Here is a 15,828-nt window from a genome sequence, read left to right on the forward strand (position 1 = left end):
AATCGGCATCAGTTCTTTGACTCCTAAGGGAGGAGCCAAATAGTACCTAATCATTTGTTGTATTTCTTTTTTGCTGCTCACTAAAGCGCATCATCCAGGCAATACCAAATTTATCTTTCAGCATCCCAAAGTAGTCTCCCCAAAAAGAATCATGAAGAGGGGTATTAACTTCTCCTCCCTCAGCCAGTGCTTGAAAAATTGTATCCGCTTCGGCTCTACTGTTTGCTACTATTTGTAACGAAAAGTTATTCCCTTGCTGAAATGAGCTTGCCCAATCGCCACCTACATCACTTCCCATTAAAATGGAAGAACCAATAGGAAGTGACACATGCATGATTTTATTTTTGTCTGTGTCTGGAATACTATAATCATCACTTTCTGGCATCTCTTTAAAGCGCCCTATAAATGTGAATTCGGTTCCGAATACAGTTTTATAGAAATTGAATGCTTCTTCACAATTCCCATTAAAATTCAGGTAAGTACTTATTGTGGCCATGTTTGGGTTATTTAAAATTTAACGAAAGTGAATTTAACCCGGATTATGTAATAGAATTTCTCCGCCCTGACAATGTCAGGGGTGAAGCCTGTCCCGTGTTTACTGGAAGTGTTGCAATCGCAAAAAATCAGGCTGTTTGGAGATTTTAGCATAGCACCGCTATGGTGAAATTGAAAACAGCAACGAAGTGGCTGATTTTAAAGCGATTTCAGCACCTAATAGAATGTCTATTGCATATTTCGGGTTTAATTATTTTCACAATTGATTTTTGCTGCATATTCGAAGCCATCAAATTAAAATTAAATAACAGCATTAAAAATTTTTCTTTGAGCTGAAATCACCTTCTAAGAAAAAAATAGCAATAAAAAGTAATTTCATAAGACCTGAAAATCCAGGCTAAAGGTAAACCTGATCCTGAATTCTGCAATTACAATCTGGTCCTGATTGGAGACAATACCTTGAAAAAGGAAATTATCCTAAATCACTAGCGCCATTTCGGACTCTTTTTTCATACTCAAATTACTGCCCCTACAGCTTTTCTCAGCCGTATAAATCCAATAGCTTTTCCAAGTCATCCAAAGTATTGGCCTCTTTGGCAGGCTTGTCTTTTCGCCACCTAAACATCCTGGGGAACCTCAATGCCACTCCTGATTTATGCCGGGAGGACCTGGCAATCCCTTCAAAAGCGATTTCAAAAACCAATTCAGGTTTTACACTCCTTACAGGTCCAAAACGGTCTACCGTATTGCGTTTCACAAAAGCATCTACCTGATTAATTTCTTTATCTGTTAAGCCTGAATAGGCCTTAGTGAAAGGGACTAGCTCTTCACCTTTCCATACAGCAAAAGTATAGTCTGTATACAAATTGGCTCTTCTACCGTGTCCCCGCATGGCGTAAATCATCACTGCATCAATTGTAAGCGGATCGACTTTCCACTTCCACCAATCCCCCTTTTTACGACCCACTTTATAAGTGCCGGCTTTGTGCTTTAACATTAATCCTTCCGCATGATACTGTCTGGATTTCTCCCTTTCTTTTACCAATTCTTCCCAATTGTTAAAGTCCACCAGATTCGAAATCAGAAGTTTTTCAGAAGCTACCTGCTTTACCAATTTCTCCAGTTCAACTCTTCGGTCCTGCATGGGTTTTTCCCGGATATCTACTCCATTATGCTCTAGCAGGTCATAGGCAATCATTAAAACAGGTGCTTTTTTTAGAATGGCTTTGCTTACATTCTTCCTTCCTATCCGGCTTTGCAATACATTGAAGCCTAAAGGTTGACCGTTTTCGAAAGCAATGATCTCTCCATCAATTACAGTTCCATTAGGTAATGCATTTCTAAGAACATCAAATTCCGGGAATTTATCGGTTACCAATTCCTCTCCTCTGGACCACACAAACAATTGGTCCTCCCGAACAATAAGTTGCCCTCTGATGCCATCCCATTTTCTTTCAGCCATCCATTCACTCGTAGCGCCCAATTCCTGAGGTTCTCCCTCAATGGCATAGGCGAGATAAAAAGGATAGGGTTGCGAGATTTGATCTGCTGGATCACTTTCAATAATTAGTTGATGGTAAGTTGTGCTCTCCGCTCTCCAATCACCCATTAAGCGATGAGAAAGAGTATTTTCTTCAATACCACTGTGTTTGGCCAAGGCACGCGTCATTAACTTCTGAGAAACTCCAACACGCCAACCTCCGGTCATCAGCTTGTTGAAAACAAAACGTTCGGTTTCATTCAACTGATCCCATGCCCAAAGCACCTTTTCTTTTTTTGTTTGCAAGATCCCCTCTTCTGTGTCAGGCCCCTCCTCTTCAAGGTCTTTTAAGTCTATGATAAATGCTATCCATTCACTTAGGCTTTTGTCGTGCTTGCTTTCCAGGTTAGGGTGCATCAAGGCCATGGTTTCTGCAAGGTCTCCCACGATATGGTAAGATTCTTCAAACAACCATAATGGTACATTGGCTACCTCTGCAGACCATTGTCGCAACAAGGCTGTCCTTACACTCCTTTTGGGTTTTCGGTGGCTTAATAAGGCTATCGTCCACAATTTATCCTTGTCACTTGCTTCATTAAAATAATCTACCAAAGCAGCTACCTTTTTCAGGGTTTTGGTAGTTTGATCAAGCTGAGTAAAAAGTCGGACAAAGTTTTTCATGCGGCATCTGATTTTTCAGTTTCTTCCAATACTTCCCCTTCAAATTCAGTTGCCTCAATTTGCGTAGCTATCCCTTGATCATTTAGCCACTTACTAAAAATATTGGTGTAACCATGCGTAACAATCACCTTTTCGCATTCAGTAGCTTTTATGGCTGTATTTAGTCCTTCCCAATCTGCGTGGTCAGACAATACAAAACCTCGGTCTACCGACCTTCTTCTTCTGGGACCTCTCATTTTCATCCAACCTGAAGCAATGCCTACTTCAAAAGGTTGAAACTTCTTTTGCCAAGAGGTACCCAAGGCAGAAGGCGGTGCAATGACCAAAGCGCCTTTGTATTCATTTTTGTTGATTTCCGGCCTTACATAAGTCGTCTCATTCAATTCAACACCCATATCTCGGATAATTTCATTGGTTTTCTCAATAGCTCCATGCGTGAAAATTCGACCAAGGGAGGGGTCAACGCCCTGAATTAAACGCTGTGCCTTCCCTAATGAGTAACCAGTTAAAATAGTAACCTTGTCTTCGGCTTTGTTTTTTCTCCACCAACTATTGATCTCCTCAAACACCTCTTTCTGGTCCTGCCATTTAAAAACCGGCAAACCAAAGGTACACTCCGTGATAAATGTATTGCACCTTACTGGTACAAAAGGGGTTGAAAATCCATCGTCTTCCAATTTATAATCTCCTGAAGCCACCCAAACCTCTCCTTTATATGCTACCCGAACCTGTGCCGAACCAATGATATGCCCTGCTGGATAAAAACTAAAGTCCACCCCATTGATTGTTTTATGTTCACCATATTCCATTGACTCTATATGGATATCCGACCCCAATCGATGTTGTATAATGGGTTTGGACAAATGGTGGGAGAGGTAAAATTTATTACCCCAGCGTGAATGATCGGCATGGGCATGGGTAATGATGGCATAGTCTACCGGCTTCCATGGATCGATATAGACATTTGCCCTTTCGCAAAAAATACCTTTTTCAGTGAATTGCAGTAAGGCCATAATCAAATAACTGGGCTTGGTGAGAATACTTTAATATCACTCCCTTTGCGAAAACATCGGGAGTTAAGGATAAATTGTTGTTAAATCCAAAATAGGCATTCAATTTTTGATTTAGCTGGATGAGTTCCGTTGGCTTTTTTCTCCTAAATTTGATTGCATTTCTATTTGAGGTAATACCTCATTCAATTTTTCACCCCCTTTAATTCCAAAATCCAATGTTCTGATCGGGAAAGGAATCATGATGTCCTCTTTATCAAATGCTTTTTTGATGGCTATGATCGCTTCACTTTGGCTTTTCAGGAACTCCAATTGACTTTTAAATGCCACCCAAATCATGATTCTAAAATCAATAGAGCTGCTTCCAAAAGCCAAATACACAAGATCAATGTCTTTGTTTTTATTGATATTCGGGGTGTTTCTCACTGCTTCAATGGCAATGTCTCTCACACGTTCCAAATCCTCCCCATAGGATACGCCTACATTTAGGTCTATTCTCTTATAAGTATTCTCAGAATCATTTACCAAAGGATTCTGAAAAAGCATTTTATTGGGAATAATAACTTCTTGCCCCTGAAAGGAAGTCAATTCAGTAGTACGTATTCCAATATGTTTTATCACACCGCTGTGGCCTTCACAATGAATTACTTGTCCAATTTTAAATGGACGTTTGATGGCCATGAAAAACCCAGCAATAAAATTGGTAGCAATGTCTTGAAAAGCAAAACCCAAGGCCAAGCCAATAATTCCCGCACCGGCAAGCAATGAAGAAACTGTCTTGTCAAGGTTTAGGAAACTTAAGGCTGTAAAGAGACCTATTGTCACAACTATGATATAGATAACTTTAGAAATTATGGAAGAAAGAGATTTATTCTTTATTGCCTTATCCAGTAGTTTATCACTAATATTCCTAACTAATCTTCCCGCAAAAATAAATGCTATTAGCACCAAAACTGCTACTACAAAGTTTGGAAGCATTTTAACCAGAAGCTCTAACCATCCAGTTAATTTTTCAGCAATAATATCGTAATATTTATTAATCTCCATGATGTAGTCTTGAATTAACAATTGAACAGTTTTTATCCTACTTCTGATGCAAATCTGCGTTTATAAAGATTTTCCAACTCAGCTCACTTAACATTAACATTTTTCAGTAAAGATTGTTTTACACTCCTTAAACCCTGATTATGGAATAGGATTCGTGATGAGTGTAAAAATCGCAAGAAAATCAGGCTGTTTGGAGATTTTAGCATAACACCGCTATGGTGAAATTGAAAACAGCAACGAAGTGGCTGATTTTGAAGCGATTTCAGCACGTAATAGATTGTCTATTGCATATTTCGGGTTAAATCAATGCTTTTCTCATAATTGATGCTAAAGTCTTCGTATTTTAATCCTGCTTAGTATGTTCAACCCAAATCAGCTCGGAGGTATTGTAACCAATTTTCTCGGCCATCTTTAGGTATTCGTTCTTTACATCTTCGGGTATCTCAGTCTCACGCGAAAGTATCCACAGGTACTTTAGACTTTCCCCTGCCACCAAAGCATATTTGTATTCTTTGTCAATAGCGATCACATTGTACCCTGAATAAAAAGGCCCAAAGAAGGACACTTTAAGCTTGGCAATATCATCATCACCTACGAATTTTGCCTTGCCTATCGCTTGGGTCCATTCTTCCTTTTTGGTATTGTACCCTTGATTGTCAACCTTGATGGTTCCATTGTCATTTAAGGAATAGCTGGCAGTAGTATTATTCAAATTCCTTTCAAACTTGAAATCCAGTCTGGCAATTTCATACCATTTTCCAAGGTATTTTTCTTTATCAAAAGGTTTTACAGCTTCTGCCCCTTTTGGTATTGTCGCACAAGAAAAAAGTCCCATCATTATCAAGCCTGTTAATAGTGAGTAAATCAATTTGCTAATTTTCATACTTTTAAAATCTGTTAGAAACTGTATTTGATTAATCAAATGTCATGCCTATATACCATAGGCCTACTAACTTGAGTTGGGTTAAGAAAATTAAACCCGGATTATAATAGGATTCGTGATAGCCTGTCCCGTGTTTACGGGAAGTGTTGCAATCGCAAGACAATCAGGCTGTTTGGATATTTTAGCATAGCACCGCTATGGTGAAATTGAAAACAGCAACGAAGTGGCTGATTTTGAAGCGATTTCAGCAAGTAATAGATTGTCTATTGCATATTTCGGGTTAAACAGACTAGATCGATCTGGTCAACTTATTAGAGAAAATGACAGAAGAGTTCAGGAGTCTAGGAAAACTAAGATGTTATAATTGAGGACTAGAGAGATTGCCCCCATTTGAATTATTTTCTTGCTGCTTTAAATTCACTGCTATCATACCATTTTGGGAAATAATCTTCATTAGCCAATTTCAACCCTACATTATAAAATAGCTGCAGGTCTAACCTCATACCACTTAATTCAAAGGTTTTAGCATCGTAATTATCAGCAACCTGGTGGTATTTAAATTCTTCATAAGATTTATTGAAAGCCTTGATATCTTCTATGCTATGATCAAATCCTTCATAAGAACCACTAGCATACAAAGCAGGGATACCAATTTTAGCAAAATTAAAATGGTCTGACCTGAAGAAATATCCTTTTTCTGCCACAGGATCTGGAATGACATACCTGCCTTGCTCTTCGGCTGCTGCTTTGGCGTATTCATCCATTTCAGACTGACCATACCCGGTAATGGTTAGATCTTTCATTTCCCCAGGGCTAAAAAGCGCATCCATATTAATATTGGCAACCGATTTACCCGGATCAAAAATAGGATATGCAGCATAATAGGCCGAACCCAATAAGCCCTGTTCCTCACCGGTTAAGGCAATAAATACAAGCGATCGCTTTGTAGGTTTACTTTTCTTAAATGCTTCTGCTATCGCCAATAAGCCTGCTGTACCTGTTGCATTGTCCACCGCTCCATTGTAAATGGAGTCACCTTCCACGGCCTTGCCTACGCCTAAATGATCCCAATGGGCAGAGTAAATAATAAATTCATCCTTCTGGCTAGTACCATGTATCATTGCCAATACGTTTTGAGAAACGTCTTTTTTAATTTTATTCTCAATACCAACTGAAACACTTAAATCTAGTGGAATAGGTTGAAAACCTTTATCATGGGCAATGGCTTTGTAATCCTGCCCTTTCATGGCTGATGCGTCAAATAATTTTTTAGCACTTTCAGCACTTATCCAAGACTCTACATCTAAAAGGGGTAAATCATTTTCAATTACCAATCTGGCACCGCTCCAACTAGATTCTATCACATTCCAGCCATAAGAAGCCGGTTCGGTTTCATGAATGATAATTACTCCAGCTGCACCTTGCCTTGCTGCTTCTTCATACTTGTAAGTCCAACGGCCATAATAAGTCATTGCATTGCCTTTAAACAATGTTGAATCCCCCGATTTAAAGCCCGGATCATTGATTAAAACCACGGCTGTTTTTCCTTTCCAGTCAATGCCCTCGTAATCATTCCACCCATATTCAGGAGCAACAATCCCATAACCAGCAAACACAAGTTCTGAGTTTTCCAGGCTTACTTTTGGTACTGTTTTATTTGTTGTGGCTACAAAGTCTTTTAAGTAGCCCAAATCAAAACCGATGTTTTGGCCACTTATCCTCATGTTGTCTGAGGGTTTCCCTAAGATTTCCACCATTGGAACATCTTGAAAAAAACTTTCCCCATTTCCTGGCAAAAGCCCCAACTTCTCAAACTCATCCTTTAAATAAGTCACAGTTTTCACTTCCCCCTCAGTAAATGGTTTTCTACCTAGAAATTCATCTGAAGCCAGCCTTTCAATGTGATTGCCTATAGTTGTTTGATCTACTTCAACGCTATTTGTGCTTAAGGTTTTGTTGTTTTCACAACTAATGAAAAGCAATGCGACTATTAAAACTTTTAAATAATTTTCCATCCTTTTGACTTAAATTAAATATACAATTTACTATTCTCAACAACTAACTTCACACTTCAAGTACCTCTGAAGTTTGCTGGCTTGTCTTGAAAAAAATAATCGAAGCAATTCAAACCACTCAGAAATAAGCATTTTCCTTTGTCAATTTTAAATCATTGGCCAGTCCAATTATTACCGACCACTTTACCATCTGAGTCGATAACAGTATTTCCATCATAACGATACGCCCCATCAGCACCAAACCATATACTTCCATCATTTGCTTCTAAAATCCCAAAAAGCATCTTGCCTTTATTTGGATTTATTTCGCGTGCTATGGGCTTTTTATTGAGCAAGAATTTTTCATCATATTTGGAAAGCACCCAACCCCGATCAGTTGATGAACTCGTCCAAATATCACCATCTTTACCTTTGTAGACGTAACTTACGCCATTCTGAGTGATTTTGGTAAATGTACTGTCGTCATAGCGCCAAAGGCCAAACTGGCTACCCAGCCAGATAGTGCCTTTATTGTCTTCAATTATGGATCGAACATTGATAAACGGCTTGCCCTTATCCCTTAAAACTGTAAATGTTTCCCCATCATAAACGAAGGCATTTCCCCTTGTGCCAAACCAAAATTTCCCAGATTGGTCCTCAATTATAGAAGTAACTTCATTAGAATTGCGCTTAAGATTTGGATAAATTTCCCCTGCCCCGACTTCGCTCATATACTCTCCCTTCATCATATAGTTCTTAAATGATTCTCCATCAAAACGACTTGCTCCTCCATTGGCACCAAACCAAATATCCCCTTTACTGTCTTCATAAATAGTACCAATTTCATTGTTAACGAGGCCCTCCTTGGTCGTGAAATTTTTAAAAGTTTTACCATCGTAATAATAGACACCTGATCCAATAGTACCAAAGCACATATTGCCTTTGCTATCTTCTAAAACAGAAAAAAAGCGCGCCGAACTCACCTTACTGGTGATATTGGTAAAAGACTTCCCATCGTACCGGAATATCCCATCAAATGCAGCTATCCAGATAGCTCCCTTACTGTCTTGAATAATCGTTCGCGTTATACCTTGAGGTCCTTGCGAAGTGATTACTTCTTTTTTGATTTCAGGCTTAACACCATTTTTTGAGGACTCCGATTTGTCTTGATTTTGACAGGAAGTGCAAAAGACAAATAGGAAGAACAAAGCAGGTAGGTATTTCATAATTTTCTCATTTTTAGCACCAAGCATCCCAACAAAGCTACTTGGTTTTAATAAAACACGTGTAGAAATAGGCGAAAGTTGATTGGAAAGCATAATGTGAATATCAGTACTGAATCTTTGTGTTTCAGGAATGTGAAAATGGTGTCCACTGGAGTCAGCACAAATACATGGTAAGTGTAAGCGTTACTAATGCTGCATTCTAAAGTGGCTTATTGACTTGCCTTGGTCTGTGCATGGGGAAGTGAGGTAGGGCAATGGATGTATTATGCTCCTATCTATTCACAGGCAAGACACTCAACTAACGGATAAAGTGCAGCCTGAACTTTACCCTTCCTGCAATATCACTTCAATCTAAATAAGTTTTTATGGTTTTAAAAGAATCTCTTACCCTATATGGATAAATATCTTGGTCTTGATGGATGATGACATTTCTAGATGCATGGCTTTGTAATAAGATCTAAATTAAAGATTTTATAAGCTATCGGAATCTTCAATCATCTCAATAAGCTCCCAATCCGCTATGTAGTTCTCACATAAAGTAAATTTATCTTTAATGGGCTTATTTAATGGCACAAGTTCGTGGTTGCTACGTTGGTATTGGAAATCTAAATTTACATCAATTTGATCGGGTGAGAAGGTTAAAGTTGTTCCGTTATCCCTCCATGTTCCGCTTACAAAACCATTATCCTGACTACAACCATGATAACTGAATCTAAATGTGCTGTCCTTCATAAGGACTAAAGACTTGCCATAAATTCCATAATCTCCACAATAAGATTTGAGTACCTGTTCATTTTGTTTTTCGCTGGTAAGGAATAGCAGAATGCCTGAAAATATCGCAACAAGCGTGAATGTCCCAACCCAGTTTACCCGTCTGTTGGAATGCGTTTTTCTGTTTCTATTTGAAAACTTTTTTCCCATTGTGTTTAGTTCCCACTGATATCCAGCCTAATATTAATTATAAAGATTGGAATCCTCTCATTTTAACCTCTCTACTAAACTAGTTTATTTCTAATTGTTATAAAAGAATAGAAACGTACAAAAAAAACACTGAGTCAAATAAAAACTCACCATTGGACAATTTAAAAACCCTTTAAATAGCCCTCCAAAAGCAAGATTGAAAAATTGAAGTTTATTACTATTTGAAGTTTAAAGATTCTCCTTATTGCTTTTAACTTCATTTTTGTGAATATAAAATCGCAGGCATGAAAAATTTTTCTAGAAACTTTCTATATTCGCACAAACTTTTGAAAGCCAGGTTTTATGAAAAAGAAGGCGGCAGTCATCGACATGGGTACCAATACCTTTCATTTGCTAATGATAGCATTTGACAGCAATGGTTTTGAGGTAATCTACCAGGAAAAAGTACCTGTGAAAATTGGTCAGGGGGGCATCAATCAAAACCTTATCCTACCAGAAGCCGAAAAACGTGGCTTACATACCCTCGGGCACTTCCAAAACCTGATTAAAGGCGAGGAAATTACCCGAATTTTCGCTTTTGCCACGAGTGCTGTCAGGAATGCTGACAATGGACTTGCATTTATCCATAAAATAAAACAGCAAACCGGTATTGAGGTGCAAATTATTGATGGAGAAAGGGAGGCAGAGTTAATTTATAAAGGCATCCGACAAAGTGCTTGCCTCAACGAAGAGAATGCCCTGATGATGGACATCGGAGGAGGCTCTGTAGAATTCATTATTGGCAATGAAGAAGATATCCTCTGGAAAGGTAGTTTTGAAATAGGAGGCCAAAGACTGCTAGACTTGTTTCATTACCATGACCCCATCTTGCCTGAAGAAGTAGAGAAACTTTCTGATTATTTATCCAAAAAGTTACTCCCACTTACCAATGCCATAAAAGAACATGCTCCTGAACAACTTATTGGTGCCTCAGGTACCTTTGACACCTTAACGGACATGTACCTTGCAAACGAAGGAAAGAAAAAAGACAGAAAAATAATCAAGCATTTTTTACCAGTTACTGATTTTGAGGCAATGGCTACAGACCTTTTGCTCTTAGACAAAGCAAAACGACTCAAAATCCCTGGCATGATCCCAATGAGAGTGGACATGATCGTAGTAGCCTCCTGCCTGATTCGCTTTATTTTACAGCACGTTAAAACAAACAAGCTAATTTGTTCCACCTATTCACTAAAAGAAGGGGCCGTCTCAGAAGCCATGGCAAAGGTGGCAGAGAAAAATAATTCTAGCTTAGCTACCACACAATAAATCGAGGAAATTCTTCCTATACGCATTATCTTTTTGCATTTTTGTACCATTGATCACCCAATTCCTTGTCCAAAAATGAATTTCACACACCATCAATTAGAAAAATTTACAATTGCTGTTTTACAAAAAATAGGATGCCCTGAAGAAGATGCGAAAACGGCCGCTGCCGTGCTTCTTTCTGCTGACCTTCGTGGCGTAGACTCCCATGGTGTAGCCCGCTTATCGGGCTATGTCAGGTTATGGGAAGCCGGAAGGATAAATCCTACGCCTAACGTTCAGGTAGTGCATGAAACGCCAAGTACCGCTGTAGTAGACGGTGATGCTGGTCTGGGTTTGGTAGTCGCTCCTTATGCCATGAAAGTGGCCATCGAAAAAGCCAAAATAGCTGGAACTGGATGGGTGTCTGTAAAAAACTCCAACCACTATGGAATTGCGGGAGTCCATGCCATGCAAGCCTTGCAACATGACATGATTGGCATTTCGCTTACCAATGCAAGTCCTTTGGTAAGCCCTACTTTTTCTAAAGAGCGCCTTCTGGGCACCAACCCAATTTCGGTGGCCATTCCTGCTAAAGAGCAACCCCCATTTGTACTGGACATGGCAACCACCACTGCGGCCAATGGAAAATTGGAAATTTTGCAGAGAAAAAAAGGACAGGCTCCAGCCGGTTGGATACAGGACAAGGATGGGAAATCCACGACTGATCCATTGGGTGTAAAAGATGGGGGTGCACTTTTACCCTTAGGAGGAGACAGGGAACATGGTTCCCAAAAAGGCTATGGCTTAGGCGCGGTGGTAGATATATTTTCAGCGGTGCTTTCCGGAGCCAATTATGGCCCATGGGTACCTCCCTTCGTCGCATTTTTGGAACCGCACCCTAATCCTGTAGGGGAAGGCTTGGGTCATTTCTTTGGCGCCATGCGCGTGGATGCTTTCCGACCTGCAGACGAATTCAAAGATCATATGGACAATTGGATCGGCAGATTTAGAGAAGCTACACCAATAGATGGGCATGAGAAAGTATTAATTCCAGGAGATCCTGAACGTGAACTGGAAGCAGAAAGAAGAGCCAAAGGCATTCCTTTACTTACAGCAGTTGTAGATGATTTACGCGCCCTTGGCGATAAATTGGGCGTTGACTGGGAATAATCCAACGATATCAATTGAAAATAAAACAATTTTTAAAGACTTTAGGACCGGGTATTCTCTTTGCGAGCACAGCCATTGGTGTTTCGCACCTAGTGCAAAGCACGAAAGCAGGTGCAGAATATGGCTTTGGCTTGGTGGGATTTATTATCGCAGCAAATCTATTCAAGTGGCCTTTCTTCGAATTTGGCTCCAGGTATGCAGCAGCCACCGGACAGTCACTAATCGATGGCTACCAAAAAATCAGCCCTTGGTTTTCCCGTCTGTATTTGGGGATAAACCTCGTCTCCATGTTTTTTGTAAATGCAGCTGTGAGTTTAGTAGCAGCAGGTTTTTTACAAAACTTATTCAATATTGAATTGGCCGCTATCTATTTCTTTGTTCCATCAGTAGTCTTGTTACTTTTCTCTTTTTCCTTTCTGGCACTGGGAAGGTATTCACTGCTAGATTCTGGAATTAAGATTATTGGTAGCTTTATGTTTGTCAGCACGCTCTTGGCATTCTTTATTGCAATTTTCGATGGCCCAAAGGTACCGATTCAAAACTTCTCTATTTTTGCTCATCTTACACCCCATTCATTGCCATTTGTAATTGCACTGATGGGCTGGATGCCGGCAGCCATTGACTCCTCCACCTGGAACAGTCTCTGGACCATTGCCAGAAGCAAACAAAGTGGCTATGCCCCCACCGTCAAAGAATCGGTTTTTGAATTCAATATTGGCTATTGGATCTCTGCTACCTTGTCCATTTGTTTTGTAGTGCTTGGTGCTTTTTTGCTTTTCAACACAGGGAACCTACTTCCCGACAATAATGTAGCTTTTGCCACTGGGGTGGTCAATCTCTATACCGCACAGCTGGGCTCTTGGACATTTATAATCATTGCCGCTGCAGGTTTTTCCATTATGCTAGGCACTTGCATTGGGGTCATGGATGGTTATGCCCGCTCCACGGCAAGGGTAATTGCCGTGATGCGCAATCAGGAGGAAAAGCAATCAGATTACCTGCTCTGGCTGGTGCTAATCACCCTTGGAGGCATGCTGGTCATCGGTCTTTTTATGGCTTCATTTAACCAACTTATTGGTCTGGCCACCACTATCTCTTTCCTGATAGCGCCCATTATAGCGATGCTTAACTACAAGTTGATTTTCAGCCAACATTTAACAAAGAAACAACAACCTGGCAAGGCCATGCAATGGCTTTCCATTGCCGGAATTGGCTTTCTTTTCCTGTTTTCATTTGTACTTATCTATTTCAATTGGTTTCAATAGGCCTGCAAATGTCCTCGATTTCAATTCGAAATGGCTCGATATTCCCGTATAAATCCTCCGGCCCACTTGTCAAGAGAGACAAAGGGAGATTTATTTCGTGAATATTCTAAAACCACTAAATCAATACTTTATCAAACTCCACCTCCTGCGCGGCCAATACAAAGACCTTAGTAGGCAGGGATTTGGTACGTTCTTTTAACCTTACATAATAATCTTCGAAAGCCCCTTCTTCTTCAGGCACTGCCAAGCCCATCATGATCATGTCGCTGTTTTTTGATTCTTCAGCCATGATGTCCCAAAAATTTCTACCATCAGCAATTAATATCTGGTAATCAAAACCGGTTCGCATTCCTTCAAAAATCCTATCTAAATTTTCCTTTGCACCCCCATAAGCTTCCTTATTGGGAACTACCATTTTCACATTTACAGAAGCCTGTTGCCATTCCCTACTGTTTTTTAACAAGTAGGCCAAAATGATCATCAAACTACCATTTTTCTTTAATCCTCCCCACCATATATCAATAACTTCTTTCTTCTTGAAACCTATATTGTCCTCATCCTGAACAATGATTACGTTTTTCTTGGATTTAAAAAAGTGCCGTATCATTTCTGAATAAGGAAGTAAATTCCTGTTCTCTCTGGTATCTCCCAGCAATATCGTATTGGGCACCAACTGCCCCAAACCATAGGAATTGACCATATGCATGGCACCTGAAAATGGATCTGGCGCCCTGACCACCCTAACCAATGCCTGAACATTTTTGTTGACCAGGTAATCCATAATTCTATTCTCAAAATCTTTTACTTTCTCCTGAGGAACATTGGATTCAGACACAATGGTGGTCACAGTAAACAAGGCATTCCCATTCGTAATGTCATCCGCAAGTTCTATCAAACGCCACCTTTTCCCTGGTGACCCTGACAAAACAAGGATATTGGGCCGCCAGCTTTTGGCATTGCCTTCTTTTTCTAGCCTGAATAAAGCGTACCTGATAATGGAAGAAAATACTCCCCTCCCTAAGCCTCCCCAGGTCGCTTCTATTTTTCGCCTTTCCAGCCAAACAAAAATGATAGCAATCACAAGAAAGGCCATAAATGTGGCCAATGCATTGATCAATAACATCACACCCGCACAACCAAGCGCTCCCAATAATGAAAAAATCCAATGCACCTTAAATTTAGGCCTGAAAGAAGCACTACCCAAAAACCGCTCTGTGGCCGCAGTGATATTTAAAACGGCATAGGTGGTTAGAAAAAACATGGTTAAAACAGGAGCAATAAGGTTTAAATTACCGAAATACACTGTTACCAAGGTCAAGCCAATGGTGAAAACCGTAGCTGCACGGGGAATTTTCTCTTTCCCCTCTACTTTACTGAATATCCCCGCCCATTTAGGCAATATTTTATCATTGGCCAGGGCTTGTAATACCCTGGGAGCCCCCAATAAACTACCTGTTGCACTAGAAAGGGTTGCGCCCCATATGCCAAGCACAATGGCTCCTCCCCAAATGGCGATATCCTGCATGATCAAGGGATTTTCGATCAGGGTAGAAGCATCTGCTCTGCTCGCCAATATTACTGGCAAAATCATATAAATCAAATAGCCTACGCCTATGGCCATAAAGGTACCCTTGGGTATGGATTTGGCTGGATCTTTTAAATCTCCCGACATATTAACGCCGGCCATAATACCTGTCACCGCGGGGAAAAAGATGGCAAAAACCTGCCAAAAATCAACAGATTGAGCAGCAGGCACTCCCCAAAGCTCAATCTGCGAATCTTCCATTGGACTGCCCAAAGCCAGGGACAATAAGGAAATGGCGATTAAACCCATGATAAAAAACTGGGATTTAATGGTCGCGGTAGTGGAAAACAAAGCCAAACCGCCTAGAAACAAGGTTGTAATTATGCCAACCCATTTTATATCCAAAGTAGGGAAGATAGCGACTACTGATTCCGAAAAACCAATAACGTACAAAGAAACAGAAAATGCCTGGGCCAGGTACAGGGGTATCCCTACCGCCCCACCAATTTCTGCCCCCAATGACCTACTGATCAAAAAGTAGGCGCCTCCACCTTTGACCGGTGCATTTGTGGCAATGGCAGAAATGGACAAGGAGGTCAGGAAAGTAATGGTTGTGGAAAGCGTTACGATCAATAGGGTCCCAATCAACCCCACATTTCCCACTACCCAACCAAACCTCAGGTACATGATTACACCAAGGATAGTAAGTAAAGAGGGAGTAAAAACCCCTCCAAAGGTACCTAGCTTGGTAGAGCTGGTTTTGTTTATATTTCTGATGTTCATACGAATGTTCTACTTTCTAAATACTGGCTTTTTGATGGGCTTTAAGTTTTCATTCAGGCCA

The 15,828-nt window shown here is 40.2% G+C and carries 12 protein-coding genes; 3 read left to right on the plus strand and 9 right to left on the minus strand.

All coding sequences use genetic code 11. The annotated features are described in order from the left end of the window. Positions 1 to 46: 46 nt before the first annotated feature. From CA2015_RS03680 to CA2015_RS03715, 8 genes are all read right to left on the minus strand, one after another. Positions 47 to 496 (minus strand): VOC family protein, encoded by a 450-nt coding sequence (locus tag CA2015_RS03680; protein ID WP_048640672.1) that lies wholly within the window; start codon positions 494 to 496, stop codon positions 47 to 49. 540 nt (positions 497 to 1,036) lie between these two features. Further along, a complete protein-coding gene (locus CA2015_RS03685) occupies positions 1,037 to 2,656 on the minus strand; it encodes an ATP-dependent DNA ligase (RefSeq protein ID WP_048640673.1) in 1,620 nt (539 codons plus the stop codon). Then, on the minus strand, positions 2,653 to 3,669 hold the full coding sequence (locus CA2015_RS03690) for a ligase-associated DNA damage response exonuclease (protein ID WP_048640674.1): 1,017 nt from the start codon (positions 3,667 to 3,669) through the stop codon (positions 2,653 to 2,655). The genes CA2015_RS03685 and CA2015_RS03690 overlap by 4 nt, the downstream gene beginning before the upstream one ends. Positions 3,670 to 3,780: 111 nt before the next feature. Further along, positions 3,781 to 4,713 carry a mechanosensitive ion channel family protein gene (locus tag CA2015_RS03695; RefSeq protein WP_048644338.1) on the minus strand — a complete coding sequence of 311 codons (933 nt, stop codon included), beginning with the start codon at positions 4,711 to 4,713 and terminating at the stop codon, positions 3,781 to 3,783. Between the two features lie 343 nt (positions 4,714 to 5,056). After that, positions 5,057 to 5,596: a lipocalin family protein gene (locus CA2015_RS03700; RefSeq protein WP_048640675.1), complete on the minus strand. Its 540-nt coding sequence runs from the start codon at positions 5,594 to 5,596 to the stop codon at positions 5,057 to 5,059. Positions 5,597 to 5,991: 395 nt separating this feature from the next. After that, positions 5,992 to 7,611 (minus strand): M28 family metallopeptidase, encoded by a 1,620-nt coding sequence (locus CA2015_RS03705; RefSeq protein ID WP_048640676.1) that lies wholly within the window; start codon positions 7,609 to 7,611, stop codon positions 5,992 to 5,994. A gap of 152 nt (positions 7,612 to 7,763) precedes the next feature. After that, on the minus strand, positions 7,764 to 8,816 hold the full coding sequence (locus tag CA2015_RS03710; protein WP_048644339.1) for a ligand-binding sensor domain-containing protein: 1,053 nt from the start codon (positions 8,814 to 8,816) through the stop codon (positions 7,764 to 7,766). 471 nt (positions 8,817 to 9,287) lie between these two features. Then, positions 9,288 to 9,737 carry a hypothetical protein gene (locus CA2015_RS03715; RefSeq protein WP_048640677.1) on the minus strand — a complete coding sequence of 150 codons (450 nt, stop codon included), beginning with the start codon at positions 9,735 to 9,737 and terminating at the stop codon, positions 9,288 to 9,290. Between the two features lie 342 nt (positions 9,738 to 10,079). Here CA2015_RS03715 and CA2015_RS03720 point away from each other — a divergent pair, with 342 nt between their 5' ends. The 3 genes from CA2015_RS03720 to CA2015_RS03730 all read left to right on the plus strand — a co-directional run bounded on the left by CA2015_RS03720 (position 10,080) and on the right by CA2015_RS03730 (position 13,459). After that, positions 10,080 to 11,045, plus strand: coding sequence for a Ppx/GppA phosphatase family protein (locus CA2015_RS03720; RefSeq protein WP_048640678.1), 966 nt, complete (start codon positions 10,080 to 10,082; stop codon positions 11,043 to 11,045). Positions 11,046 to 11,120: 75 nt separating this feature from the next. Next, entirely contained in the window at positions 11,121 to 12,194 is a 1,074-nt protein-coding gene (locus tag CA2015_RS03725) for an Ldh family oxidoreductase (protein ID WP_048640679.1), read from the plus strand. Positions 12,195 to 12,208: 14 nt separating this feature from the next. Then, the gene (locus tag CA2015_RS03730) at positions 12,209 to 13,459 is read left to right on the plus strand and encodes an NRAMP family divalent metal transporter (protein ID WP_048640680.1); all 1,251 of its coding nucleotides are present in this window, start codon (positions 12,209 to 12,211) and stop codon (positions 13,457 to 13,459) included. Between the two features lie 115 nt (positions 13,460 to 13,574). Here CA2015_RS03730 and CA2015_RS03735 read toward each other — a convergent pair whose 3' ends face one another. Beyond that, positions 13,575 to 15,767, minus strand: a complete 2,193-nt coding sequence (locus CA2015_RS03735; RefSeq protein WP_048640681.1) for an APC family permease — start codon at positions 15,765 to 15,767, stop codon at positions 13,575 to 13,577. Positions 15,768 to 15,828 lie beyond the last annotated feature (61 nt).

The sequence above is a fragment of the Cyclobacterium amurskyense genome (assembly GCF_001050135.1).
Lineage (GTDB): Bacteria > Bacteroidota > Bacteroidia > Cytophagales > Cyclobacteriaceae > Cyclobacterium > Cyclobacterium amurskyense.